The organism is Bacillus sp. UNC438CL73TsuS30, assembly GCF_000482325.1.
GTDB lineage: Bacteria > Bacillota > Bacilli > Bacillales > Cytobacillaceae > Neobacillus.
The window spans coordinates 111,966-137,403 of the sequence record NZ_AXVA01000011.1 but is presented as its reverse complement, the minus strand read 5'-3'; the positions used below and the strand labels follow the sequence as shown (position 1 = coordinate 137,403).

The window sequence follows — 25,438 nt, the reverse complement described above, 5'->3', positions numbered from 1 at the left end:
TAGGTCGTCCTCCTTTAATATGTATGTCTGGACTTTTTATTAATGAACTTTTAATCCTATCATCGTTTATTCTTTTCTAAAAATAAACTTGACAATTTCCTTTTTTTGTATATTTTTAATTATTTTTTCTATTTACCTTCCTTTTTATTCCAATCGCTGCAATATTTGAAATGCAATATTTTATACTACATAAACCTGCCTAAAATAGGAAAAATAAATATATTAAGATACCATAAAGGATGTTTTAGCATGAAAAATACAAAATTTTTAATTCTGCTAATGTTTATATTACCCTGGCTTTCACTTCCACTTATTGGTAGGAAAACAGTTAAAAGATTTCTACCAAGTGCACTATTTATGTGTGTTTATCTTATGTTTGAAGGTATGTTAGCTGAGAAACGAAAATGGTGGTGGTTTCCATATAAAATTAAACCGAATGTATTAGGTGAAATGCCATTAATCTTTGGTCCATTTTTAGTTGGTTCCCTTTGGGTCCTAAAATTCACCTTCGGAAAGTTTAACTTATACCTTTTAGTCAATATTATCGTCGATGCTATCTTTACCTATTTGGGGCTAGATTTATTTAAAAAAATGGGTTACGTCACCCTTGTTCGTTTAAGTAAACTTCAATTATCATTGCTCTTTTTAGTAAAATCATTTTTTATGTATGGTTTTCAAGTGCTATATGATAAACTGTTTCGAAAATCTTTATACTATAGATAAAAGGTGAAGGAATACTCCTTCACTTTTTTGTGTTGTTGTTATACAACAGTAAAATCACTGTGCTACATCAACCTTGAATTCTTATTTTTTTATAAACCCTTATAACCTCAACATAAACACACCGAAATACACATATAAATGATTTATAAATAGAGGCTGTTGTAATTATTTTTTTATCCTGTTGCAATAAAGATGCTACATTTATTGGTAATTCATAATATTAATACTATTCTTAGGATAGGAGGAATCTATTTGTCAAAATTACCAAAAGTGAATGAATTAGGTTTTTTTGAAATCCGACTGGAATCGATCGGCGGATTAGGAGCAAATCTTGCGGGAAAATTACTTTCCGAGGATGGAGTCGTTGGAAACGGACTAAATGGGGTTGGTTTTTCATCCTACGGTTCTGAAAAAAAAGGCTCCCCTGTAAAAGCACATATCCGATTTTGCGATCCTGAAACCACCATTCGAGATTCAACACCGATTGAGCGCCCTCACTTGGTCGGCATTTTCCATGATGCCCTTTTTAAATCGATCAACTGTACAAGTGGAATCTATCCTGACAGCACCATCTTAGTAAATTCTTTAAAATCTCCCGATCAACTTAAACAACAAATGAAAATACCGAGCGGTACGATTGCCATTGTTGATGCAACTGGAATCGCCTTAGATGAAAAGACCAAAGCCAATACTGCAATGCTTGGGGCACTTTACCGTATTTTAGACTTCCTAGACCCTGAGTCCATGAAACAAACCATTCGCCGCACCTTTGAGAAAAAATACCCCCACCTAGTTGAACCCAATCTCCGAACATTTGATCGTGGCTATCAAGAAGTTAAATTCAAAAACTATACTCTAGAAAATAGCACGGAACTAAAACCGTTTAAAAGAGCGCAACCACTGCTTGGCTATGAAACTCAAACGATTGGCGGCACAATCACCAATCCGGGAAACAGCATTTTAAAGGATTTAAGTATTTCGCGCGCTGGTATGCTCCCTCATTTTCACGAAGAGAAGTGTATTAATTGCGCAGCCTGTGACACGGCATGTCCGGACTTTTGTTTTGTTTGGGAGGAAAAAGATGACAAACGAGGCCGGCCGCAAATGTTCCTGAAAGGGATTGACTATCAATATTGCAAAGGCTGCTTAAAATGCGTGACAGCTTGCCCGGTTGAAGCTTTATCAGGAGAAAGAGAATACAATGATGGCTACGCAGACAAGAATCGTGTCCCCCATTTATTCGATTTAGTGAACCAAAATTAAAGGAAAGGGCGGTATATACATGTCGATTGATTTAAACCAAGAAAAATTACAGGTTCCCAAAGGTGCTGCGGAACAAACCGTTGTTTTTGAATCCGGGAATGAAATGGCAGCCTATGCAGCCCACCAAATTAATTATCATGTGATGGGATATTATCCAATCTCCCCTTCTACAGAGGTTGCCCAGTTCCTCGATAGCATGAAAGCCAAAGGCGAACACGATATTGTTCTAATTCCGGCTGATGGCGAGCACGGCTCCGCGGGTATCTGTTACGGGGCTTCCACAGGCGGAGGACGGGTTTTTAACGCAACCAGCGCAAATGGATTTCTCTATATGCTTGAACAGCTGCCCGTACAATCTGGTACACGTTTTCCAATGGTTTTAAATTTGGTTAACCGCTCCGTTTCCGGACCGTTGAACATCCACGGCGATCATTCTGATTTATATTTCGCCTTGAATACCGGCTGGCCAATTCTGATGGCACGTGATCCGCAAATTGTCTATGATATGAATATTATGGCTATTAAACTAGCAGAAGATCCAGAAGTACGGCTTCCCGTTATGGTTTCATTTGACGGTTATTTTACCTCCCACCAAAAACGGCGGGTACAGGTGGTGAAGGATCGCAAAGATGTACAACAGTTTATTGGCGAACCGCCAAGGCACTTCCCTCATGCCTTGGACCGGGAAAATCCGGTCACCATCGGGCCTTACATGAATGAACCGGACTATATGAATAATTGCTTTCAGCAATCTGAAGCAATGTATAAGGCGGAGCAGGTTTTCGAAAAGATTTCAAAAGAGTATGCAGAATTAACAGGACGCGAATATCCTGTTCTAGATTTATATCGGATGGATGATGCAGAGATTGCAGTGTTTATGTTAAATTCCGCCGCTGAAGTTTGTAAGGATGTAGCCGACAGGCTCCGTTTAAAAGGGATAAAGGCTGGCGTCATCTCTCCTAATATGATCCGTCCCTTCCCGCAACAAAAATTAGTAGAAGTCTTGAAAAATGTAAAAGCGCTTACAGTTGGCGATCGAGCAGACTCCTATGGTGCCCATGGCGGAAACATGGCACTCGAAGTAAGGGCAGCTTTGCAAACCTTTGGGAACAGTCATACGAAAGTAGTAAATAGAGTATATGGCCTAGGTGGTAAGGATTTTTATGCCGATGATGCAGAGCATTTTTTCCAGTTAGCTTTGGATGCCGCTAAGAAGGGTTTGGTGGAACGTGGATTTGAATATTTTGGCCATAATCCTGGAAGACCTGAATATGCGCCAAAGCGTGTTTTAAACCCAATGAAGAAAGAAGATTTGAACACCGGCTTAATCACGGTAACTCAAGATGGAAAAACCGGTGAATTAAAGGTGAAAATTCCGCCGTTACGAAGTTTAACGAAAAAGCCAAAACGGCTCGCCTCCGGGCATGGTGCCTGCCCTGGATGTGGAATTTTCTCGGGACTTGAATTGTTTTTTAAAGGAATTGAAGGAGATATTGTCGCCCTTTTCCATACTGGCTGTGCCATGGTGGTGACAACTGGGTTCCCGTATAGTGCCCATAAAGCGACCTATATCCACAATCTCTTTCAAAATGGTTCTGCTACTCTCTCCGGTCTTGTCGAAATGTTTCATGAACGAAAACGCAGGGGCGAGCTGGATGACCTCGGCTTGAGCGATGATTTCACCTTTGTGATGGTGACGGGTGACGGCGGTATGGATATTGGCATGGGGCCGGCAATCGGTACAGCCTTGCGCAACCATAAAATGATTATCCTTGAGTATGATAACGAAGGCTACATGAACACGGGCAGCCAGATGTCCTATTCGACGCCAATGGGCCATATGACGAGTACCTCAAGTGTTGGCAGCTTCCAAAATGGTAAGCCGTTTCATCATAAGGATACAGCACAAATTATGGCCGCTACCCATATTCCGTATGTGTTTACCGGAACGGAAGCGTTTGACCGGGATCTCTTGAAAAAAGCTGCCAAAGCCCAGTGGTATGCGCAGAATGAAGGTTTGGTGTACGGCAAGATTTTGATTACGTGCCCATTGAACTGGAAATCGAAGGATGAATTAGGCCAGACGATTGTGGAAGCGGCGGTTAATTCATGTTTCTTCCCTCTTTATGAGGTGGAACGCGGGATTACGACGGTTACGTATGATCCTGAGAGTAAGGGTAAGCGGGTTGCGGTGTCTGAATGGCTGCAGATGATGGGAAAAACGAAGCATTTGCTAAGGGAGGAAAGTAAAGAGATGCTGCAGATGTTTGATGATGAAGTGGAGCGCCGCTGGATGAGGCTGAAGGCGAAACATGAAAGTCCGTATTTATAAAATGGGTAAAGCAATGCACACGAGATTTATGGTCTCGTGTGCATTGTTTATATGAAGCCAAAGAATTTTGAAGTGTTTTGGAAGAAATTTATATATAAGTGACCTTTTAATTAAAAAAGCAGATTCTACGGGCATTGACTATCGCTCATAGTCACCGCGCGAATGAAAATTTAAGCTTTGCAGGCATTGATAAGCCCTCATAGTGCCTGTTCGTTTGAAAATATAAGCTTGACGGGCATTGATAAGCTCTCATAGTGCCCGTTCTTTTGGAAATATAAGCTTGACGGGCATTGATAAGCCCTTATAGTGCCCGTTCTTTTGAAAATATAAGCTTGACGGGCATTGACAAGCCCTCATAGTGCCCGTTCTTTTGAAAATATAAGCTTGACGGGCATTGATAAGCCCTCATAGTGCCCGTTCTTTTGAAAATATAAGCTTGACGGGCACTGACAAGCCCTCATAGTGCCCGTTCTTTTGAAAATATAAGCTTGACGGGCATTGATAAGCCCTCATAGTGCCCGTTTATTTAAAAAATATAAGCTTGACGGGCACTGATAAGCTCGCATAGTTCCCCTTCGGTAAAAAATCACGCTCTGCGGGCATTAACAAGGTCGATTAGGTCCCGTTCCAGAAGCAAAAACGGCAATTTTCATGATTACTCCTTCTTGAACACGACATCTTCGGTCCCTCTTTGTATTGTTCCAATCACAGATGCAGCTTCCCCCAACCCTTGGAGGTGGTCTAAAATAGCCAGAGAATCCTTAGTGTCAACGACTAAAATTGCGTATTTTTCACAATAAGGAGCCACTTTATCGGGCTTACAATACACAGGTGCATCTTCCGCCAGCTTATCCGCAGGAATTTCTGCCACTACTTCTCCTTGATGTAGAATTCGAAGTCGATTATCATCGGTAACACTTCCAATTACGGCAGAATGGAGTTCCCATTTGTTAAAAATCTCTTCTACGTCCTCTTTTTTTCCTTTTTTTGCAACGACCTGCATACGTTCTTTGGATTCCGATAACATCATTTTGTAAGCACTCATTCCTTTTTCCCGTTGTGGAACAAGGTCAAGGTTTTATTCAATGCCATTTCCCGCTTTACTTGCCATTTCAGAACGGAACTGGTTAATCTTGCTGCTCCCATATCTTGAATCCCGACAACATGACCAGAAGCAATCAATTCTAATGTTGCTTCCAGTAACAATTTTTCCATAAAAGGGTCGCCAACTTGAACAGCTGGACGTTTGCCCTCGGAATTTTCGCTCAACTCCTCTGAGGCGAAGGTAGCCCCATGAATCCCATCTCTTCCGGTGGCTGCACCGACATAGATGACAGGGTTCCCAATCCTTTTTGCTACACCTTTCAGAATTTGAATCTGATCGATCAATCCGACACACATCGCATTTACGAGGGGGTTTCCCTCATAAGAGGAATCAAAGTAAATCTCTCCTCCTACCGTTGGAATACCCATACAATTTCCATACCCAGCAATTCCTGCAACAACATTTTCTCCTTAGCGCACCAGGTAAAAGTCTCGCTTCTGTTAAAATTTGAAAGCCATTACAAACTACCCAAGTGAAAGAAGAGATTCGTGAACCGCATTTCCTTTTGGATCCAAAACGCGTTCTCGTAAAGATACATAGACGATGGCCTTAAACACCAACAGTACCCCCAATTCTTCGTAGAATTTCTTGATAGGCTTCTTTAACGTTACCTAAATCTCTTCTGAACCGATCTTTATCTAATTTTTCCATCTCTTCTCACCTTTTACTTGTTACTTACTTTAGACTTCCCCCAATGCCTGATTATACTTTTTCAACCAAAAAGGATAGAAATTCTCCCTACGCCCAAAATAAAGAAATGATGTCAATAGGAGGAAGCAAGATGATTTCGGAAATGCAGGAGAAATGCGGGGTATTTGGAGTCTTTAATCACTCTAAAGCAGCTGATTTAACTTATTATGGACTTCATGCTCTTCAGCATCGCGGTCAGGAAAGTGCGGGGATCGTAGCAAGCGATGGAAAATCATTCAGGCATCATCGGGGAATGGGATTGGTTTCTCAAGTATTTGGTCGTAAAATCCTCGATGACCTCACCGGAAATATGGCCATTGGCCATGTGCGTTATTCCACCTCTGGAGAAAGCTTACTGCAAAATGCACAACCCCTTGTCTTTAAATACAGCGAAGGGGATTTGGCGGTAGCCCATAATGGAAACCTTGTGAATGCTAGATTTGAAAGAGATGTCCTTCAACAGCAAGGAAGCATCTTTCAAACCACAACAGATACAGAAATTATCGCTCACTTAATTGCTCGATCAAGTAAAAAATATTTTGCTCAAGCGGGACCTGATGTTCTCAAGCGGCTTGACGGTTCTTTTGCTGTACTCATTATGACGGAAAAACAAATGTTAATTGGCCTGGACCGTCACGGATTAAGGCCGCTTAGCCTTGGGAAAATTGGGGATTCCATTATCGCCGCTTCTGAAACATGTGCGTTAAATGCAGTTGATGCCAAGTTTTGGAGAGATGTTGAACCAGGTGAATGGCTTCTTGTTGATGAAACTGGGGTTCAAACAGGAAGGTTTGCCGCAAAAGGTGACATTTCCCTTTGTTCCTTTGAATTTGTTTATTTTGCCCGTGCTGATAGTGTCATTCAGGGAAGAAGTGTATTAGCCATTCGAAAAGAATTAGGACAAATTTTAGCCAAAGAACATCCAATAGAAGCAGATGTTGTGGTTGCTGTCCCGGAATCGAGTGTCCCAGCCGCCCTCGGTTTTTCTTGGCAATCAGGAATTCCATATGAAATGGGAATAATTAAAAACCCATATGCAGGACGTTCATTTATTGAACCCACTCAGGAATTGCGAGATTTGGCGGTTCGTCTGAAATTAAGTGCTGTACAAGAAATTTTAGAAGGAAAAAGAGTAGTTTTAGTTGATGATTCGATTGTTCGAGGAACGACAAGTAAGCGGATTGTTGATTTGATTCGGCAAGCAGGTGCCAAGGAGGTCCATGTTCGAATCAGTTCGCCAATGGTAAAAAACCCGTGTTTTTATGGCGTGGATATGCCGACAAAAGAAGAGCTATTTGCGAACAAGCATGAACATGAACAAGCAATGGGACAAGTCATCGGCGCAGATAGCTTAGCCTTTTTAAGCACCGAAGGATTATTGGAGGCAGTAGATGTAGATCTCACAGAAACAAGCAGTCGCTGTATCGCTTGCTTTAGTGGGGCATATCCAACCAAATTGTACTTGAAATGATGAAGTTCCGGAGATAACAGCTTTGAGGGCACTGATGAGGGTTCATAGTGCCCGTTTCTTGGAATAATTAAGCTTCACGGGCATTGACGAGGGTTCATAGTGCCCGTTTCTTGGAATAATTAAGCTTCACGGGCACTGACGAGGGCTCATAGTGCCCGTTTCTTGAAAAAATTAAGCTTCACGGGCACTGACGAGGGTTCATAGTGCCCGTTTCTTGGAATAATTAAGCTTCACAGGCACTGACGAGGGCTCATAGTGCCCGTTTCTTGAAAAAATTAAGCTTCACGGGCACTGACGAGGGTTCATAGTGCCCGTTTCTTGGAATAATTAAGCTTCACAGGCACTGACGAGGGCTCATAGTGCCCGTTTCTTGAAAAAATTAAGCTTCACGGGCACTGACGAGGGCTCATAGTGCCCGTTTCTTGGAAAAATTAAGCTTCACGGGCACTAACGAGGACTCATAGTGCCCGTTTCTTGAAAAAATCAAGCTTCACGGGCACTGACGAAACGAAACCAATACCCAATGAAGGAGGAAATCCAGCCATCATGCTGGATTTTTATTATTTTTTGGAGTTACATTACCCCCATGATATTTGCACATAATAAAAGTGGTTAAATTTGAAATGAAATGGGGGGAACATGATGTCTAAGCAGGGAATGAAAAATAGGGATCAAACACGAGATCAAACTGAGAAACAGGACAATAGAAATGACATTGAATTAGGCAGTGAATTTCAAATTGGAAATTCAAGCTCTCAAAGCCAGAAGAAAAGCGGTAAACAAGTAAATAAAAAATAGCAAAAAGCCTCATTCTACAGGGAATGAGGCTTCAAATTTATCTTCATTTACTCCTTATGGATTAGATTCCCCCACCCTCATCATGGGTCGTACTGTTCTCCTTACGGACATTGGCATAAAGACTTAATACACCTAATCCAGCAATAAAAGTACTCAAGATGATGAAAATATTATACATATTGCCTTGTATAAAGAGATTAACGAGCAAATAGGAAATCACTAGGGCCGCCAACGGTGAAATCAACCAGACCTTTAAGATCTTTTGGATGACAGATTTTTGCCAAATCCCAAACCCTTTTTGGGATACGCCAATTCCTAAAATACCGCAAGTAGTTACCTGTGTCAGCGGAATTGGTAATCCGAAAAGTGAAGCAACCGTCACAAGCGCTCCTCCTGTAAACGAAACGGCGCTTCCTTCTAATAGCGAAAGTTTGGTGATTTTCTTTCCATTTGTTTCAATAACTCGACCGCCTAATAAAATGGCTCCAATGGCTACAAAAAGACCGCCAATCCAAATTCCCTTATTTGCAGACAGCATTCCGGCACCGACAAGCGGTCCAACGGCGTTGGCTACATTATTCATTCCAGCTGAAAAAGCTTCAAAACAGCCTCCTATTACGAGTAAAATTGCTAGCCATTTTTTCCATTTTCCGTGTTTGGTCAACCCAATCCACCGTTTTTCAGCCTTGGAGATTAGTTTTCCAAGCAAAAATGTGATAAAGAAAGAGACGAGTGGAACAATGACCCAAAATGCAACAATAACTATAAGGCTATCAAAATACAATTTTTTATAAGCAATTCCGGCACCGACTATCGCACCTACTGTCACCTCACTGGTTGATAGCGGGATTCCCATCAGATTGGCGATAAATAGGGTTAACGTTGCTCCGCAAAGAATGAGGGCGACCATTTCAATGCTGAGTATCGAAGTCGGAATTATTCCTTTTCCAATCGTTTTGACGACTTCGCCACCACCAAGTACTGCGCCAAGAAAGGCTGCCAGTGCCACAAGAATCATCGCCAATCGCTTATCCTTAATGGCTCCTGCCCCATACGGAGAACCCATAGATGCAGCTGTCCCGCTGGCCCCGATATTCATGGCAAAAAAGAATGCGATGATAAATGCTATGTATGTCCAAAACATCTCAATCTCCCCTTATGATTCATTTTAAAATTCCTAATGTTTTGAACTTTAATCCATACTATTCAGATAGGAATAATTATATGAAGATTATTATACAGTCCCATTTATCAATAATCAATTAGAAAAATTCAAATGTTGGGGAATTTTTTAAAAATATAGTAAGTTATCGTTAATGTATTGGATTTGGCTGTAGGAAAAGTTCACTTTCATTTTTATTTTCAACTTTTAACAAAATACTTTTCAGTTAGGTTTTTTACTCTCCACTTTTTCAAAATACTTTCCACTTCCCTTTTAATCTTGGCTCATTACTTTTTTTAACTAAAAAAATGCCAGGCATATGCGTGGCACAGGTAATTTTATTCCGTTTTACTGAAATTTCCTTCATTTATGATGTTTACTTTCCACTTTAGCCAAAAAACTTTCCACTTCCCTTTTTACATTATTAATTACCTGTTATTTAAGACCCTCTTTTTCCCAATACTCATAAATAAATTCCTTAACCATCTCATGTAACCGCGCCTTTTTTTGAGATTTTAACCATTCCACCTGATCAATCGGCAGCTTTAATTTTAAACTAATGTCTTCATCAGGCATTTCTATTTTTCTAATTTCCTTGATTGTTATGCCCTCTTCAATATTTGGATACCACGAATCATTTTCGTTCACATACCGAAAATCTTCATATTCATCTGTATCATCCAACCCACAGAACAAATTTAACTGCGGCAATCCCCCAGGGAGGATTTTCACATACATAATCGAATGAATGATTCTTCCATCCTCTAATTCTATTTCCATAATAAGCGTATCTTCTTTTTTATATTTTTTTACCGCAACCTCACTGACTATTAAATCTAACTGCAGAGTATACCTTCCGTCGCTTTCAAAAATATAAATTGCACTATTAAATATATGGATGCTCTCACCATCCACTTTTACAGTCTTTATTCTAACCATTTCCAATTCCTCCACAAAGCTCTTACATTCGATAAATCTAATTTTATAAAAAAATAGCATTTTCAGCAAAAAAAACCTCACTAGTGAAATTACTAATGAGGATTTTAAAAATTATTTTTCTATAAAAGTATCAGTAGAAATGGTAATTTTAGCAGAAGCCCGGCTTATCACAATCTTTGATAAAATATATCCGAGAATAATGGCTGCAACTATCACTAATAATTGAACTGGCTAAAGCTAATTTCATCGTCATTAATAACAGAATGGCAACTGTCAGCATCGTCATAATCAAAACAGAATTCCAGAGAACACGGTCTCTTACTTTTTCAATGACACTCGGACCCAAAATCCTCCTTATGTATGTATCTGGTCAAAATTCCTCCAAAATATGAATATAAGCACAGCTGCATTGCATAGTAAATCTTCCTATGGAAAGAATAGGCTTGAATACTTTCAAGGGGAATCATCGGATGAATTTTAAGAACAAAAAACCCAACTATTCAAGCCGTAAACTAGATAAAATTCTATATAAAATACCGGAAATACCACTTAGTCGAGTGTTGAATGAAAATAAAGAAATTTTAAAATCCGCTTATCATGATTGCTCAGATGTGATTTTTCGAGAATTTTTAATTGGTGGACAGACAAATGCCATACTCCTTTACATAGATGGACTTTCAAATACAGAAGAAATCGATCATCATGTCCTAATGCCACTAATAAGGATGAAATGCCTAAATCAAGATTCAGTCAAAGAAAAAGTAAAAAACGAAATGGCGATTTCCGATGTAAAGGAAATCTACTTCATTTCCGATGTGATCAAACAAATTTCCATCGGAAACCCAATCATATTGATGGACCAACAGACAAACGGATTTTCCCTCGGATTACCGATGTGGGAAAGACGCGGAATTGAGGAACCTTCAGCGGAGTCGGTGGTTCGTGGCCCCCGCGAAGGATTTGTTGAAACATTACGAGTCAATACCTCCTTATTACGCAGGAAGATTCGTCATCCTTCCTTTAAAATGATACAAATGGACATCGGCCGGTTCACTGAAACGCAAATAATTGTTGCTTATATGGAAGGAATTGCAGAAAGCACATTAATCCAAGAGGTTACCAATCGGTTAAAGGGTATTGATATGGATGGCATATTGGAAAGCGGATATATTGAGGAAATGATTCTAGATCGGCCATTTTCTCCTTTTCCGCAATTATTAACAACGGAGCGGCCAGATGTAGCAGCCTCTTGCCTTTTAGAAGGGCGTGTTGTCATCTTAATTGACGGAACTCCGTTCGTGCTTATTGCCCCCTGTACGTTTGCCAGCATGTTACAAGCACCTGAAGATTACTATAATTCTTTTTACATAAGCACTTTTATCCGCTGGCTGCGTTATGTTTTCTTTTTCGTCGCTTTGCTTGCACCTTCTGCTTATGTGGCGATTTTAACCTATCATCAAGAAATGATACCAAACTCTCTTCTCTTAACGATTGCCGAAAGTCGTGAACAAATCCCCTTTCCGGCATTGATTGAGGCGTTTATTATGGAAATCACCTTTGAAGCATTGCGAGAAGCAGGGGTAAGATTACCGAAACAAGTAGGTGCCGCTGTTAGTATTGTGGGAGCTCTTGTAATTGGACAAGCGGCAACCTCTGCAGGGCTTGTATCATCACCGATGGTAATGGTCGTAGCGATCACAGGAGTGGCATCATTTTTAATGCCCCGATATGCGACTGGGGTTTCAATTCGTTTACTCCGCTTTCCGATTATGATTTTATCCGGCATGTTAGGGTTACTTGGCGTAATGCTTGGTATAACAGCCATTGTTGCGCACCTCTGCACGCTCCGTTCCTTTGGGGTTCCATACTTAAATACGACGGCAACTCTAAAGGTTCAAAATTTCAAAGATGTTCTCATTCGTGCTCCGTGGTGGGCTATGGATACACGTCCAGAGTTATATTCATCTGAAGCGTCCGCATTAAGACGACAGTCTCCTGATCAACAACCTGGTCCAAGCAATAACGGCGAGGAAGGATGAGTGGTTTCACGGTGTTTAAAAAGAAATCTATAATTCTAACACTCCTGCTTTGCGCATCTATACTATTTCTAACGGGTTGCTGGGATCGAACGGAAGTAAACGATTTGGCACTCATTATGGCCACAGGTATAGATAAAGGGAAAAATCATAGCATTGAACTTTCCGTCCAGGTATTTATTCCTAGACCTGCGGAAGGCGGACAACAAAGTGGCATGTCAAGTGGTACAAGCAGTGGTCAAACCTTTGTTAGGTCCGCCGAAGGCAAAACCATTGCGGATGCGATGGCTCGACTTCAAGAGGAACTGACCAGAAAGATATTTTGGGGTCAAAATGAGGTGCTTGTGATTGGTGAGAAACTTGCCAAAGAAGGTGTTAGTGATCAGATTGATTTTTGGGTTCGACATTCAGAGCCTCGAATTAGAGCCGATGTTTTTGTCTCGAAAGGAAAAGCAAAGCAAATTTTGGAGTCTATGCCTGAATTGGAAAGAGACATTGCCAAGCAACTTCGGCAAATGGTAAAAACGCAAATCGGTGTGAAAGTAACCGTGAAGAGTTTGGCACAAATGTTATCAAGTGAATCGGAAGCGGCCGTTCTCCCATGGGTTGAAGAGCTGCCTCCAACACATCTTGGTTCCTATAAGAAAAAAATTCCGTTCGTGAATGGAGTAGCAGTATTAAAAGGGGATAAAATGGTAGGTCGCTTAGATGATAAAGCCACAAGGGGAATTCTTTGGCCAAGAAACGAAATGGACTCAGGTGTTATTACCATTTCGTTTAAAAACGAACCGGGTTATATTTCATTAAATTTATTAAGAAGCCATAATCAGTTGGTTCCTTCCATTAAAAAAGGTAAATGGAAGATGCTCGTTAAAACAGATGCGGGTTTAGATGTGATCCAAAATACAACCAATCTTAATTTAATGAAGACAGAAAATATAAAGGAAGCCGAATATAGGGCAATCCAGGCAATTGAAAAACGGGAACAATTAGCTTTTTTGGAAGTCCAAAAAAAATTGAATGCAGACATCTTTGGTTTTGCAGAGGCTTTCCAACGGGAGTACCCTGAAGTATGGAAAACTAAAAAAAATGAATGGAATAAGATTTTCCAGGAGGTAGTCATTTCCTTTAATACAAACGTACAAATTGAAAAAACGGGTTTAGCTTCTGGGAACAGAAAAAGAGGTGAAATCAAATGAATGTGGTAGAAATTATAGGTGTAACCGTTCTTTTACTACTTCTCTATCTTTATAATCGGCCGAAACTAAAGGAAAATGGGCAAAAGGTCCAAAAAACATTTTTGGCGTTCATCGTGTTTGACTGGTTTCTCGCTGCAACACTCATTTTATTTCCTAAAATTCCCGGGCCGGGAGATTTAATCGAATTTATTTATAAATCAGTTGGAGCTTTTTGGGAAACATAATGCTATTACCATCTTTTGAAAAGGAATGAAAGAAATGGTTGAAAAAGGTAGGATTTCCTCCTTGCAAATGGCACTCATTATGTATGCAACAGTTGTAGCAACCGCTATTCTTTACATTCCATATATCACCGCACAGCATGCAAAGCGTGATTTATGGCTATCCCCCATTTGGGGTTCAGTGAGTGGTTTTTTAATCGTATATATTATCCTTAAACTTTACAAGTTATACCCGAAGAAAACACTGATTGAATATAGCGAGCTCATCCTTGGTCGAATTCTTGGTAAGTTCATTGGGTTTATTTACTTGTTCTTTCTATTACATGATACGGCAATCGCATTTCGTGAATACGGTGAATTTATTGGAAGTGCCTTTTTGCATAAAACACCGATGGTTATTGTTACTGCAAGTATTGCCCTTTCTTGTGCGATTGCCGTGCATGGCGGCATTGAAGTAATAGGTAGATGTGCTATGATTTTTATGCCAATCGTTTTGGTCCTTTATATCCTAATCTATGTTTTTCTTATTCCTGATTTAAACTTTAAGAATTTATTTCCAATTATGCAAGATGGGTGGATTCCCTCTCTTAAAGGTTCGCTTGCACCACATGCCTGGTTAAGTCAATTTTCGTTATTGTCCTTCCTGCTCCCCTTCTTAACAAACCAAAAAAGTGCAAGGAAATGGGGGTTATTCTCCGTACTGGCATGTGTTGTGACAATGGTTTTTATCAATCTCGGTAATCTTTTTTTATTTGGAGAAATTATTACCAATATCCAATTTCCAGTGTTTGAGGCAGCAAGGTTTATTAGTATTGGTTCATTCTTTGAACATATCGAGTCCATTGTCATCGCGGTTTGGGTTCTTGGTGGTTTCGTCCAACTTTCTTCATTTTTTTATATGCTTGTCCTTGGAACAGTACAATGGCTAAAACTGCCCAGTTATAAACAAATGGTGCTTCCAATTGGTATTTTAATTATCCTATTTTCAGTCTGGTCCATCCCCTCGTTTCAGATGATGATTCAAGGTATGAATACCACTGTCCCCTTTTATTTTTTAACGGTTCAGCTTTTCATTCCTATTTTACTCCTATGTGTCGCTTTCATCCGAAAGCGCGTTTAGAAATCCTTACTAGTAATCCTATTAGTGAGGATTTCTTTAATCTATTCAAAAATAACTATTTTTACCAAAATAACACATTTCCTTTGTATGAATAGGTAATCAAGACATATAATCAAAGAGGATACAAATCTTTTAATTCGAAGGGGGACCCTATGCTTAGTAAATCTTTAATTGAAGACGTACTGACAGCTGCCTTGTCTACCGGCGGTGACTTTTCTGAACTATTTGTGGAGGATCGTTTCACGAATAATATGTCACTTAGAAGCGGTAAAGTAGAAACATGCCTTTCCGGCCGCGACTTTGGAATAGGCATTCGTGTTTTTAAAGGATTGCAGAGTGTTTATGCCTATACAACAGATTTTCGAAAAGACAGCCTTTTAAAAGCAGCCAAAAATGCTGCTCAAGCCATTAGCGGAAATTCAATCATCCAACCTGCCCCATTCATCCAAGAATCCTTCGAATCCAGTCATCCAGTTCACCTTCTGCCCCTAGAGGTAGATAAATCAAGAAAAATCACCATTATGAAAAATGCTTTTGATACCGCCAAAAACTATCACTCTAGTATTTCACAAGTAACCGTCCGATATATGGATGAAGAACAAAATGTTCTGATTGCCAATTCCGAAGGTAAATTCATTGAAGATAAACGGGTCCGCTCCAGGCTTGCCATCCAGGCTGTAGCTGTAAGGGACAACCAAATGGAAACAGGCTTCTATGGACCAGGTGCCCATCAAGGCTTTGAATTTTTTGAAAACCTAAACCTGGACCACTATTCAAAAGAGGCATCTCGAATGGCAGTGACGATGCTAGATGCCAATCCATGTCCAAGCGGGAAATTTCCAGTGATTATTGATAATGAATTTGGCGGTGTTATTTTTCACGAGGCTTGCGGACATGGATTAGAAGCGACCGCTGTAGCGAAAAACAATTCCGTTTTCGCGAACCGCATTGGCGAACGGGTTGCACCAGAAATCGTTACATATATTGATGACGGAACACTGCAAAATGAGTGGGGCTCGATCAATATTGATGATGAGGGTGAAAAAGCCCGAAAAAATATCCTCATTGAAAATGGTATTTTAAAAGGCTATTTAATTGATAAGTTTAATTCACGTAGGATGGGAATGGAATCAACAGGTTCCGGAAGAAGACAATCATTCCGTTTTTCCCCTACCTCTCGGATGACCAATACGTATATTGCTCCGGGAAAATCAACGCCAGAAGAAATCATTGCGAACACGGAACATGGTATTTATACAAAATATATGGGCGGCGGACAGGTTAATCCGGCGACAGGTGATTACAACTTTGCCGTTGCGGAAGCGTACGAAGTAAAAAATGGAATACTCGGAAAGCCGCTAAAGGGAGCAACCTTAATCGGAAATGGTCCGAAAACCTTACAGCTTGTGGATATGGTTGGGAATAATTTGGGACATGGCGCCGGAATGTGCGGTGCCTCAAGTGGGAGTATCCCAGTAAATGTTGGCCAGCCAATGATTCGGGTAAGCGAAATGACGGTCGGCGGGACAAAGGGGGAATAAACAAATGAACATTCAAGAATTCCAAGCAAAGCTATTTTCACAAGCCGTATGCAGTGGTTTTACAGATGTTGAGATTTATTATGAAAACAAGGAAATATTCGGCTGTCAGGTTTTCAAAGGTGAAATCGACATTTACGAAATTGCCGAAGATAACGGCGTTTCTTTCCGTGGGATCATAAATGGAAAAATGGGCTATGCCTATTCTGAGAAATTAGATGATGCTTCGATCCCCTTTTTGATTGAGAATGCGAAGGAAAATGCTCGTTTGGTGCAGGAGGATGAAGTAGAGGAAATCTTTGCCGGAAGCGCTCAGTATGAAAAAGCTAACTTTTACTCTCCATCCTTAAATGAGGTAACAGCTGCTGAAAAAATCCAATTGATTAAAGAGATTGAACGTGAAATCTATGCGTTTGACCTAAGGATTGCGGCGACAGATTATTGTATGGTACGAACAGAATCCATGACAAAAAATTTAATGAATAATAAGGGCCTGTCCTTAAGCGATAGAATGAATCATTTAACCGTCATGGTCGAAGTGATTGTGAAAGATGGCGAGGAAACGAAAACCTCATTTGAATTTGAAGTTACCAAGGATTTTCAAAGCTTAAATGCCAAGGAAATTGCCAAAAAAGCTGCAAATGAAGCACTCTCACAGCTAGGCTCAAGGAATATCGAAAGCAAAGATTATCCGGTCCTTTTGAGAAATGATGCTGCAGCGCATCTGTTGGCGACTTATGCTGCTAATTTTTCTGCGGAAAATACGCAAGCGGGGATTTCTTCATTAAAAAATAAGCTTGGGAAGCAAATTGCTACTGATAAGATCACGATTGTCGATCATCCATTCTTAGCGGATGGTCTCGCAAGTCGAACATTTGATAGCGAGGGTGTTGCTTCTACGAGATTGACATTGGTAGAAAACGGTGTGTTAAATTCCTTACTGCATAATCAGAAGACAGCTAAAAAGGATTCGACAGTTACAACGGGTCATGCCTATAAAGATTCCTATAAGAGTGCGGTCAAAGTGGGGCCATCGAATTTATATATCGAGCCTGCCCAGTCATCGTTTGATGATTTGCTTGCTGCTATGGGAGAAGGTGTTTTGATCACGGGTCTATCAGGCTTGCATTCTGGTGCGAATACAGTTTCAGGCGATTTTTCGCTTGCAGCGAATGGTTTCTATGTGATGGATGGCAAGATTGCCTTTCCAGTAAATTTAATGACAATTGCCGGTAACTTTTATCAGCTATTACAGGACGTTGAAGAAATCGGTTCAGATTTAACCTTTCCGCTGACACCAGTAGGATCCCCATCGATATTGGTGAAGTCGTTGTCGGTAACCGTGGAGTAATTTTGGGGGTCAGTTTTAAAGTCAATCCCCCGCTGCGTTAATGCGGTGGGGGACTAACTTTTTTCTTAATGGAATAATTCCTTTAAAGCAGATTCGAGTATAGGAAACTTGAACTCAAAACCTTCATTCATCAATACTTTAGGTAAAACATGTTGACCTTCAAGAACAAGCGAGCTTTTTTTCCCTAGAGCTGCCTTCATTAATAAGGCAGGTACCGGAAACCAATGCGGACGATGTAAAACAACTCCAATCGTCTTACCGAAATCTTTCATCCTTTTTGGATTTGGTGCGGTAACATTAACAGGGCCATTCAAACGATTGTTTTCAATCGCAAAAACAATTGATTGGACAACATCCGTTATATGTACCCATGAAACCCACTGCTCACCCGAACCAACTGTACCACCCATGAACAACCGATAAGGCAACGCCATAAGAGGAAGCGCTCCTCCCTCATTTCCCAAAACAACACCAAATCTCATAAAGACTGTACGGATTCCATGCTCCATCATCTCAGCCGCTTTTCTTTCCCAATCATGAACGGTTCGGCCAAGAAAGTCATCGGCCACCTCCGTTGATTTTTCCGTATAAACAGTATCAAAGGACGGAGGGTAAATTCCAATCGCACTTGCATTGATAAAAACAGACGGCTTTTCTGAAAAAGCCTCAACGATTCTTAACAACTCAGCAGTCGCAGTCATTCGGCTTTCATAGATTTGCCGTTGGTGATTTTCGGTCCAGCGGCCATCATTGATCGATACACCTGCAAGATTAATCACCACGTCTACCCTGCCAATCTCTTTTTCTGGGGACGAACCTTCCTTAAGCCATTGAACGAACTTAATTTTACCATTCGATGGTTTCGCTTTTCTTGTCAAAATCATGATATCATGGCCCTTTTTAAAAAGAAGCTCCGTTAATTTTTGTCCAATAAACCCTGAACCGCCTGAAATAAGAATTTTCATGCTTTCACTCCTATCAAGATTCGATTCTAATAGAATCTTTTTCTCTGTTTCCATTGTAAAATAAAAATAGCCAGCAACGATTATTTTTGCTGGCTATTTTTTCGTTCTTTTAAAATGGCTTGAATGATTTCAATATGAACAGCGGCCCACGATTTTTCGTAAAAGTGAATGATTACGCTATATAGGAGGATAACCAATGAAATAATCGCGAAAATCGCCCACACCATACTGTGATCTTGAAAAACAAAATCTTGTAATTGTTTTGCAAATATGACTAAAAGCCAGGGAATCGTTGAGACAAGAATCGGAATCATCCCCGACCCATTTTTCTCCTTAATCATACAATAATAAATTCTTTTTAACGTCTCAGTATCAATACCATGATAAAAATTTTGGATATCCTCTATTTCTAAAAGCCTTTTTAATTCTTTAAATGATGGATCATTTTTCGAGGCTTTTTTTAGTTGAAGGTAAATTTTATGGGCGTCCCCGCGAAGTGAAAACATATTCTTATCCTCTTTCTTCCAACATAGTTCCTTTATTAAAGGCTTTGCAAATACGTTTTCATTTATTCAAAATTATCCTTCACATGAATTTACTAAAGTGTACCTTTGCCCCAAAAGCCTTCTTGGAAATTTTTTAATTCATAAGAAATGACAAAAGCATTCGGTGACATTTTATTAATCACTTTCACCACTTTTTGTTCGTGCCTGCGTTTCACCAATACCTGAATGACGGTACGCCTTCCACTTTTTTCATCAGCTGTCCAAGATGCAACCCCATAACCTTGACTCTTAAGTGCACGGGGGAGCTCAAAATCGAACGGATTGACTATGGCTTGTACGGTTACATAGCCCAAAGCCAGGTATTCTTCAATTTTTCCTCCTAAATAAACACCGAGACCCCAACCCAAACAATAGGCGACCATATTGATTGGATTTTTAAGGTTGTCCAGAACAATCGTTAACCCTACCAAATAAACATACACTTCCAACATCGAAATGATTGAGGCCCATACCTTCTGACCTTTGATCACAAGCAACATCCGTAAAGTAAAGAAGGTCACATAGAGAATATTAATCACAATAATGATGAAGATAATTGGTTCTATGCCAAACAAAAAAACACCCCCACTTTCCTACCTTATTATATTTTCAAAGAAAACATGCTTTTTCTAAGAAATGAACAGGAAAGATGGGTGGTGTTTTTTAACATGAAATTTACAAAATTTTATAGGGTTTGATACATTTTTGCTGAATTGTATACGTATGAAATAATAAAGGGGGAATGGAAGAATGAAATGTCAAAGAACCTATTTTCTGATTGATGATTTAGTATTCGAAGTTAGAAAGCCAGAAATTACCGTTAAACAAATTCAAAAAACACAGATAAAAATTGAAAATGAAGAATACAAACTTCTTCGAAAACATTTCGATGAAACTATATTTAATATTGAAAAAACACCAGATGGATGGTTAATAACCGAGAGAACGAATTAACATTGGATTATACTTTCATTTTTAGAATAGAGTCCACGGTCATTTTCATTGTATAAATCACAGTTTTCTTATAACGTGCTGCTATAAGTAACACTCTTATTTGTTCGGATCTGGATAGATTTTTAAACCGGGGCTCTTGTTTCAAAAAAGACCGAAAGATTGACCAACTAGGAGGCATCAAAGGAAAGTCATCTAGGGGTTGTTTGTTCCACAAGCGATAAAACCAGGAGATTACTCCATTGGAACTGGTTGTATCAACAATACATGGCGCATAAATATTTTTAGTGTGTTTTTTCAAGGATTCGAATCGATCTTGTCCGCTAACAATAATGTAGGTCCCATCTTTCCGGCTTTTTTTGACCACTAAAACATACATGCAGTCCCACATTAGTCTTTGAAGTTTCTTTATATGCTCCGTAATCTTCTGTGATAAATCCGGTTTGATTTTGTTTAGTGGGATATACTGGATGGTGAATTTCATAAACATCCCCTCCTGTTAGTAAACATGTATTTCTCCACAATTTTTTGACGTAACATATCAGTGTGATGGATGGTTTCAATGCGACCTTTTTTTATGGTAATGAATGCGTCACAGCCCCTTTAAATATATGTATGAATTGGGCGCATGTCACATACGAAGGAACGATGAAAATATGGTTTTATAAAAATAAAAAGCAATCCTTCCCAATGGAAGAATCGCAAAAATATTAAATTCTACCGCCCTTTTATTCCTTTATTTCTTTTATCTGCTCCCGGATTTTCTCCAGATCTTTTAAAGACAAGTCTCCTAGGGATTTTTTTATCTCATCCTCTAGGACTTTTTTGTTACTTTCTCGATACTGATCCCACCAGTCGCGAAGACCGTCCGTGCTGTCCAATAGGTATTCAATATCCATTTCTTCTAAATCATCATCCGTCAGATATTCCATGACAGCAGCTAACATTCGAGCAAGTTTTTCTGCTTCATCCTCATTTTCTTCTTCTGTTGGAAAAGTAACAATGGTTTCCTCGTCAGATGCTTCGGCATTTTGGGCAGTTTTTCTTGGCATTGTGACCCTCCTTACTATTTTTCAATAGTATGACCATTAAAAAGTAATTCAACAAAGGAATACCTATTCTAGTAATTAGCGACCAAGATTGGCTCGCTTATTCCATCTCAAGCATCAAAAGTAATCGGCTCCTTTGTCTTGAGTTCATGTTTTTTTCCAGAATGGTTTACAAAATAAATACTAATCACAATAAGAATTAATCCTACCAAAAGGGAATAAGTGAATTTTTCTCCCAAAAATACAGTACCAACTAAGACAGCGATAAGCGGAACAAGAAAGGTGAACGAGGCTACTTTTGTTGCCTCACCCGAATTGACTAATTTAAAATAAAGGATATAGGCTGCTGCTACCCCTAAAATGGAACCGTACGATAAACCGAACAGGTACTTTCCATTCCAAACGATACTTGACCAATCTTCCGTAACAATCCCTATCCCGGTAAGCACCATTCCACCGATTAGAGACTGCAAGCCCACCATCCACAAAGAGTCTACCTTATGGCTTACTTTTTTCACATAAATGACACCAATTGCCCAAAAAATTGCTGTTGCCAGAGCTAAAACAATCCCTAAGATCGATACATGTCCCGTAAATCCTTCCGAACTAACTGCAGCAACACCTAAAAAGCCCACAACCAGCCCGGTAATTTTAATAATGGACATTCTCTCTCCCAACCACAGCCAGCCCAGCAGTCCAATTAAAACCGGCTGGAAATAGACGAGCACGGAGAACAATCCTCCCGGCAAAAAATTCAAGCCAATCGTTTGTAATCCAAAAAAGAGAAACGTATTTAATAGGGCTGAAATACAATAAGTTCTCCAGTTCTCACGCCACTTTATTTTTTTCCATTGTGGAATCAATATGGTGGATAATAATATTCCTCCAATAAGAGGACGCATTCCTGCGAATAATATTGGCGGGGTATAAGCTAATGCTACTTTATAGAGAGGCCAGCTAAAGCCCCAAATCAATACTAAACCTGCAATGGCTGCAAATGTTTTTGGTGAAAATCTTCTCATTATTTATCCTCCCCTTTATACCTTTGGAACCAGCCTAAGCTTTTTCTACTTATATTTCGCTCTCATCGTCTGAGTTTAAAAAGTTTTCTATTTAATTTACTACCTCTTCAAATATGAATTTATCACTTTAAAGTTATAAATTCACCAAATTCGACTCACATCACCATAACGATAAACATAATCCATACTGAATTGGACAAAATATAAGGACTACTTGTTTGAACAGAGGGGCATGACAATGGAAAGAAATTATGCAATCGACTTTATTAAATTTTTTGCAATAGCAGCCGTCGTTGTCATTCATACATTCCCTAGTGACCATGAGCTCGGATACTTCATTCTAGATAACTTTTCCAGGTTTGCTGTACCTTTTTTCTTTGCAGCCTCAGGATATTTGTTTGGACTTAAAATAGTAAATAACCCTAAATCAATCGAATATTTTAAAAAATACATTATAAAAATCCTAAAGATTTATTTCAGCTGGTTACTTTTTTATGTTTTATATGATGTTTTTCAAATTTATATAGACAAAGGATACCATAGCCACGAATTAGAAAAATATATCGAAAACTTAACTCCTCTAAATCTCCTATACTATGGCGAAGGTACAAGCGGATATCAATTGTGGTTTGTCATCTCTCTTGCTTGGAGCATTGCCCTATTATATCTATTCTACAGGCTAAAAAAAATTAGGATTTTATTAATCCTTAGCCTTTGTTTAAATATAGTGGGTCTTTTTGGTCAAGGATACTCGCAATTTTTAGAAATTCCCATTGACAGCACCCGGGATGCACTATTCATTGGTCTATTTTATACAACAATTGGATTTTGGTTTGCTTCTGCTTCCCCTTTCCAACAGTCTAAAAAAGTAGAAATTAAAACCTATCTTTTTTTCTTTTTCCTATTCTTTGCCCTTCAACTTTCTGAAGGATACTGGCTCGAAAAGGTGTTAGCTGCCAAGCATGGCGAGTATTTTTTCTCCACGATCCTTTTAACCATTTTTTTGTTTTTGTTTACAATCAAAAATCAACAAGTTGGTAAGGGATTGTTGATCACCAAAATAGGCGGCAACGCTTTAGGAATTTATACGATTCATGTGTTATTTATTGATATCGACGACTTTATATTTCACAAATTTGGCATTGGGAATATGACCCATGACCTAACATTAAACATAATTGATGCTTTTCTTGTTTTTTCTATGTCGTATATTACCTACAACTTTATTCAATATACTAAAACCCGACAACTTTTTGGTAAGTAATAAAAAAGCTTGCAATGGATGCAAGCTTTTTTCGTTTCAACCCATTATTGTGCTTGTGGAACCTTTTTTATAACTTTTCTTCTAATTGGCTCTTCTTGCTCTCTTCCGGGTTTTCTTGTTTTAATAAAGAAGGCCAAAATAAAGGCTGCAATCGTTAAATAGGTAGCAATCATAAAGGCATCGTCAATTCCCATTACCGTTCCCTGTTTGATCGCCAGTGCCATATGAATTTTATCAGTTGGTGAAATTTGATTTTGACTCATAATCCTCTCCACATGGCTTTTCCCATTATTCGTCATAATGGAAACGAAAAAGGCCATTCCGACAGCCCCGGCAACCATTCTTAACGTATTCACCATTGCCGTGCCGTATTTATTTAAACTAAGTCCTAAATCATTCAAACCAGCTGTAAAAATTGGCATCATCAAGAGCGAAATTCCAAACATCCTGATGGTATACACCCATATTACATAAGAAAACGATGTATCTGTATGAAGTCTGGTCAATGCATAGGTGGTAAGGATGGTGATCGCTAAACCGACAATCGCTAACCATCTTGCACCATATTTATCAAAAAGCTTCCCTGTGATTGGCGACATAATCCCCATTACCACACCGCCCGGGAGGAGCATAAAACCTGCTTCAAGCGGGCTGAAGCCATGAATATTTTGCATATAGATTGGCATTAAAATCATTCCTGAGAACATGGCCATTGTCACAATCACGTTAATAATCGTCGTTAATGTAAACATCTTATACTTAAAGATTCTAAATTCTAAAATTGGATGCCCCACTGTTAGCTGACGCCATACAAACAGGATTAGGCTGATTCCCCCTACAATAAACAAGGTAATCACCTCAGGATCAGACCACCCTTTTGTTCCTCCAGTGGTGAATCCATAAAGAATTCCGCCAAATCCTATCGTTGATAAAATTACACCGAGCACGTCGAGTTTTGGACGGCTTGTTTCTGTTACATTTTTTACAAGAAAAATCGCAATAAAAAAGTCTATCAGTGCAATTGGGGCAATGATATAAAACATCACATGCCACGAATACGTTTCAATAATCCATCCAGCCCATGTTGGACCGATCGCTGGAGCAAAGTTCAATGCAACCCCAAAGATTCCCATGGCAAATCCACGACGTTCCAAAGGGAAGATGGTAAAAATAACATTCGTAATGAGTGGAAAAAGAATTCCGGCACCTATTGCCTGAACAACACGGCCTACTAAAATAACGGAAAAAGCTGGTGCAATCGCACAGATAAAGGTTCCAACTGAAAAAATACCCATTGAAAATAAAAATAATTGCCTGGTTGTATATCTTTGCATTAAAAATGCAGTGATCGGGATTACAATTCCGTTTGTTAACATGAAAATAGTACTTAACCAGTTTGCAGTAGCAGCTGAAATTTGAAAGGAATTCATAATTTGCGGCAATGCGACATTAATGACTGTTTGATTTAAAAAAGCGACAAACGCTCCAGCTATCAAAACAGCAAAAATGGGTGCGGTCCGAAGCGATGGTTGCGAAGATTTTGTGGTGTCCAAGTAAAAATTCCCCCCTTGATTTTATTATAGGAATACGAGTCCCTGTTAGGTTACCCAAACACAAATGAACTTTACTACTATATTGGGTTAATAGGATTTTGTCAAACTAGTTGCTTTCTACAAGCAAATGCCTGAAATTTT

The 25,438-nt window shown here is 39.4% G+C and carries 24 protein-coding genes and 2 pseudogenes; 13 read left to right on the top strand and 13 right to left on the bottom strand.

Annotated features, from left to right (window positions below; genetic code table 11):
• The first annotated feature begins 249 nt into the window (after positions 1–249).
• The 3 genes from M028_RS0105190 (at position 250) to M028_RS0105180 (ending at position 4,318) form a co-directional block, all read left to right on the top strand.
• The gene (locus tag M028_RS0105190) at positions 250–723 is read left to right on the top strand and encodes a hypothetical protein (RefSeq protein WP_026572957.1); all 474 of its coding nucleotides are present in this window, start codon (positions 250–252) and stop codon (positions 721–723) included.
• Positions 724–975: 252 nt separating this feature from the next.
• Positions 976–1,986, top strand: coding sequence for a 2-oxoacid:acceptor oxidoreductase family protein (locus tag M028_RS0105185; RefSeq protein WP_026572956.1), 1,011 nt, complete (start codon positions 976–978; stop codon positions 1,984–1,986).
• Positions 1,987–2,005: 19 nt separating this feature from the next.
• Entirely contained in the window at positions 2,006–4,318 is a 2,313-nt protein-coding gene (locus M028_RS0105180) for a thiamine pyrophosphate-dependent enzyme (protein WP_026572955.1), read from the top strand.
• Between the two features lie 781 nt (positions 4,319–5,099).
• Here M028_RS0105180 and M028_RS29465 read toward each other — a convergent pair.
• From M028_RS29465 to M028_RS32630, 3 genes and pseudogenes are all read right to left on the bottom strand, one after another.
• Positions 5,100–5,830, bottom strand: a pseudogene (locus M028_RS29465) (AIR synthase-related protein); the annotation flags it as partial.
• Positions 5,831–5,887: 57 nt separating this feature from the next.
• Complete coding sequence (locus M028_RS31945) at positions 5,888–5,980, bottom strand: phosphoribosylformylglycinamidine synthase subunit PurS (RefSeq protein ID WP_155925466.1); 93 nt, start codon at positions 5,978–5,980, stop codon at positions 5,888–5,890.
• A pseudogene (locus M028_RS32630) lies at positions 5,973–6,071 on the bottom strand (phosphoribosylaminoimidazolesuccinocarboxamide synthase); the annotation flags it as partial. The pseudogene M028_RS32630 and the gene M028_RS31945, both read right to left, overlap by 8 nt.
• Positions 6,072–6,204: 133 nt before the next feature.
• On the opposite strand from M028_RS32630, the gene purF reads away from it, so the two are divergent.
• Entirely contained in the window at positions 6,205–7,584 is a 1,380-nt protein-coding gene (purF, locus tag M028_RS0105155; RefSeq protein ID WP_026572952.1) for an amidophosphoribosyltransferase, read from the top strand.
• Positions 7,585–8,223: 639 nt separating this feature from the next.
• On the top strand, positions 8,224–8,382 hold the full coding sequence (locus tag M028_RS33275; protein ID WP_197031379.1) for a hypothetical protein: 159 nt from the start codon (positions 8,224–8,226) through the stop codon (positions 8,380–8,382).
• A 61-nt stretch (positions 8,383–8,443) separates the two neighbouring features.
• Here the strand turns inward: M028_RS33275 and M028_RS0105145 are convergent, their stop codons facing one another.
• The 3 genes from M028_RS0105145 to M028_RS0105130 all read right to left on the bottom strand — a co-directional run bounded on the left by M028_RS0105145 (position 8,444) and on the right by M028_RS0105130 (position 10,829).
• Positions 8,444–9,526, bottom strand: a complete 1,083-nt coding sequence (locus M028_RS0105145; RefSeq protein ID WP_026572951.1) for an inorganic phosphate transporter — start codon at positions 9,524–9,526, stop codon at positions 8,444–8,446.
• Positions 9,527–9,979: 453 nt separating this feature from the next.
• Positions 9,980–10,483, bottom strand: a complete 504-nt coding sequence (locus tag M028_RS0105135) for a hypothetical protein (protein WP_026572950.1) — start codon at positions 10,481–10,483, stop codon at positions 9,980–9,982.
• Positions 10,484–10,631: 148 nt separating this feature from the next.
• Positions 10,632–10,829: a hypothetical protein gene (locus tag M028_RS0105130; RefSeq protein ID WP_026572949.1), complete on the bottom strand. Its 198-nt coding sequence runs from the start codon at positions 10,827–10,829 to the stop codon at positions 10,632–10,634.
• Between the two features lie 124 nt (positions 10,830–10,953).
• Here M028_RS0105130 and M028_RS0105125 point away from each other — a divergent pair, with 124 nt between their 5' ends.
• From M028_RS0105125 to M028_RS0105100, 6 genes are all read left to right on the top strand, one after another.
• A complete protein-coding gene (locus tag M028_RS0105125) occupies positions 10,954–12,522 on the top strand; it encodes a spore germination protein (RefSeq protein ID WP_026572948.1) in 1,569 nt (522 codons plus the stop codon).
• A gap of 11 nt (positions 12,523–12,533) precedes the next feature.
• Positions 12,534–13,718 (top strand): Ger(x)C family spore germination protein, encoded by a 1,185-nt coding sequence (locus M028_RS0105120; protein ID WP_197031376.1) that lies wholly within the window; start codon positions 12,534–12,536, stop codon positions 13,716–13,718.
• Entirely contained in the window at positions 13,715–13,942 is a 228-nt protein-coding gene (locus tag M028_RS0105115; RefSeq protein ID WP_026572946.1) for a hypothetical protein, read from the top strand. The genes M028_RS0105120 and M028_RS0105115 overlap by 4 nt, the downstream gene beginning before the upstream one ends.
• A gap of 34 nt (positions 13,943–13,976) precedes the next feature.
• A complete protein-coding gene (locus tag M028_RS0105110) occupies positions 13,977–15,059 on the top strand; it encodes a GerAB/ArcD/ProY family transporter (protein WP_026572945.1) in 1,083 nt (360 codons plus the stop codon).
• 152 nt (positions 15,060–15,211) lie between these two features.
• Positions 15,212–16,600 (top strand): TldD/PmbA family protein, encoded by a 1,389-nt coding sequence (locus M028_RS0105105; protein ID WP_026572944.1) that lies wholly within the window; start codon positions 15,212–15,214, stop codon positions 16,598–16,600.
• Between the two features lie 4 nt (positions 16,601–16,604).
• Complete coding sequence (locus tag M028_RS0105100) at positions 16,605–17,948, top strand: TldD/PmbA family protein (protein WP_026572943.1); 1,344 nt, start codon at positions 16,605–16,607, stop codon at positions 17,946–17,948.
• A gap of 65 nt (positions 17,949–18,013) precedes the next feature.
• Here M028_RS0105100 and M028_RS0105095 read toward each other — a convergent pair whose 3' ends face one another.
• From M028_RS0105095 to M028_RS0105085, 3 genes are all read right to left on the bottom strand, one after another.
• The gene (locus M028_RS0105095; protein ID WP_026572942.1) at positions 18,014–18,913 is read right to left on the bottom strand and encodes a TIGR01777 family oxidoreductase; all 900 of its coding nucleotides are present in this window, start codon (positions 18,911–18,913) and stop codon (positions 18,014–18,016) included.
• A gap of 80 nt (positions 18,914–18,993) precedes the next feature.
• Positions 18,994–19,419: a hypothetical protein gene (locus M028_RS0105090; RefSeq protein ID WP_026572941.1), complete on the bottom strand. Its 426-nt coding sequence runs from the start codon at positions 19,417–19,419 to the stop codon at positions 18,994–18,996.
• 92 nt (positions 19,420–19,511) lie between these two features.
• Positions 19,512–20,033, bottom strand: coding sequence for a DUF2179 domain-containing protein (locus tag M028_RS0105085; protein ID WP_026572940.1), 522 nt, complete (start codon positions 20,031–20,033; stop codon positions 19,512–19,514).
• 175 nt (positions 20,034–20,208) lie between these two features.
• Here M028_RS0105085 and M028_RS0105080 point away from each other — a divergent pair, with 175 nt between their 5' ends.
• Positions 20,209–20,412, top strand: coding sequence for a hypothetical protein (locus tag M028_RS0105080; RefSeq protein ID WP_026572939.1), 204 nt, complete (start codon positions 20,209–20,211; stop codon positions 20,410–20,412).
• A 7-nt stretch (positions 20,413–20,419) separates the two neighbouring features.
• Here the strand turns inward: M028_RS0105080 and M028_RS0105075 are convergent, their stop codons facing one another.
• The 3 genes from M028_RS0105075 to M028_RS0105065 all read right to left on the bottom strand — a co-directional run bounded on the left by M028_RS0105075 (position 20,420) and on the right by M028_RS0105065 (position 22,480).
• Positions 20,420–20,893 (bottom strand): hypothetical protein, encoded by a 474-nt coding sequence (locus tag M028_RS0105075; protein ID WP_026572938.1) that lies wholly within the window; start codon positions 20,891–20,893, stop codon positions 20,420–20,422.
• 244 nt (positions 20,894–21,137) lie between these two features.
• Positions 21,138–21,461: a hypothetical protein gene (locus M028_RS0105070; protein WP_026572937.1), complete on the bottom strand. Its 324-nt coding sequence runs from the start codon at positions 21,459–21,461 to the stop codon at positions 21,138–21,140.
• A 107-nt stretch (positions 21,462–21,568) separates the two neighbouring features.
• Positions 21,569–22,480 carry a DMT family transporter gene (locus M028_RS0105065; RefSeq protein ID WP_026572936.1) on the bottom strand — a complete coding sequence of 304 codons (912 nt, stop codon included), beginning with the start codon at positions 22,478–22,480 and terminating at the stop codon, positions 21,569–21,571.
• A gap of 238 nt (positions 22,481–22,718) precedes the next feature.
• Here M028_RS0105065 and M028_RS29460 point away from each other — a divergent pair, with 238 nt between their 5' ends.
• Complete coding sequence (locus M028_RS29460; RefSeq protein ID WP_051590938.1) at positions 22,719–23,744, top strand: acyltransferase family protein; 1,026 nt, start codon at positions 22,719–22,721, stop codon at positions 23,742–23,744.
• Positions 23,745–23,788: 44 nt separating this feature from the next.
• On the opposite strand, the gene M028_RS29455 is transcribed toward M028_RS29460, so the two are convergent.
• Positions 23,789–25,297, bottom strand: coding sequence for a DHA2 family efflux MFS transporter permease subunit (locus tag M028_RS29455; RefSeq protein ID WP_035423780.1), 1,509 nt, complete (start codon positions 25,295–25,297; stop codon positions 23,789–23,791).
• Between the last annotated feature and the right edge of the window lie 141 nt (positions 25,298–25,438).

What these genes read in the sequence shown, in the direction of transcription:
- M028_RS0105190 (WP_026572957.1), top strand. Translation starts at nt 250, where the DNA reads ATGAAAAATACAAAATTTTTAATTCTGCTAATGTTTATATTACCCTGG.
- M028_RS0105180 (WP_026572955.1), top strand. Translation starts at nt 2,006, where the DNA reads ATGTCGATTGATTTAAACCAAGAAAAATTACAGGTTCCCAAAGGTGCT.
- purF (WP_026572952.1), top strand. Translation starts at nt 6,205, where the DNA reads ATGATTTCGGAAATGCAGGAGAAATGCGGGGTATTTGGAGTCTTTAAT.
- M028_RS33275 (WP_197031379.1), top strand. Translation starts at nt 8,224, where the DNA reads ATGATGTCTAAGCAGGGAATGAAAAATAGGGATCAAACACGAGATCAA.
- M028_RS0105145 (WP_026572951.1), bottom strand. Translation starts at nt 9,526, where the DNA reads ATGTTTTGGACATACATAGCATTTATCATCGCATTCTTTTTTGCCATG.
- M028_RS0105135 (WP_026572950.1), bottom strand. Translation starts at nt 10,483, where the DNA reads ATGGTTAGAATAAAGACTGTAAAAGTGGATGGTGAGAGCATCCATATA.
- M028_RS0105125 (WP_026572948.1), top strand. Translation starts at nt 10,954, where the DNA reads ATGAATTTTAAGAACAAAAAACCCAACTATTCAAGCCGTAAACTAGAT.
- M028_RS0105115 (WP_026572946.1), top strand. Translation starts at nt 13,715, where the DNA reads ATGAATGTGGTAGAAATTATAGGTGTAACCGTTCTTTTACTACTTCTC.
- M028_RS0105110 (WP_026572945.1), top strand. Translation starts at nt 13,977, where the DNA reads ATGGTTGAAAAAGGTAGGATTTCCTCCTTGCAAATGGCACTCATTATG.
- M028_RS0105105 (WP_026572944.1), top strand. Translation starts at nt 15,212, where the DNA reads ATGCTTAGTAAATCTTTAATTGAAGACGTACTGACAGCTGCCTTGTCT.
- M028_RS0105100 (WP_026572943.1), top strand. Translation starts at nt 16,605, where the DNA reads ATGAACATTCAAGAATTCCAAGCAAAGCTATTTTCACAAGCCGTATGC.
- M028_RS0105095 (WP_026572942.1), bottom strand. Translation starts at nt 18,913, where the DNA reads ATGAAAATTCTTATTTCAGGCGGTTCAGGGTTTATTGGACAAAAATTA.
- M028_RS0105090 (WP_026572941.1), bottom strand. Translation starts at nt 19,419, where the DNA reads ATGTTTTCACTTCGCGGGGACGCCCATAAAATTTACCTTCAACTAAAA.
- M028_RS0105080 (WP_026572939.1), top strand. Translation starts at nt 20,209, where the DNA reads ATGAAATGTCAAAGAACCTATTTTCTGATTGATGATTTAGTATTCGAA.
- M028_RS0105075 (WP_026572938.1), bottom strand. Translation starts at nt 20,893, where the DNA reads ATGAAATTCACCATCCAGTATATCCCACTAAACAAAATCAAACCGGAT.
- M028_RS0105070 (WP_026572937.1), bottom strand. Translation starts at nt 21,461, where the DNA reads ATGCCAAGAAAAACTGCCCAAAATGCCGAAGCATCTGACGAGGAAACC.
- M028_RS0105065 (WP_026572936.1), bottom strand. Translation starts at nt 22,480, where the DNA reads ATGAGAAGATTTTCACCAAAAACATTTGCAGCCATTGCAGGTTTAGTA.
- M028_RS29460 (WP_051590938.1), top strand. Translation starts at nt 22,719, where the DNA reads ATGGAAAGAAATTATGCAATCGACTTTATTAAATTTTTTGCAATAGCA.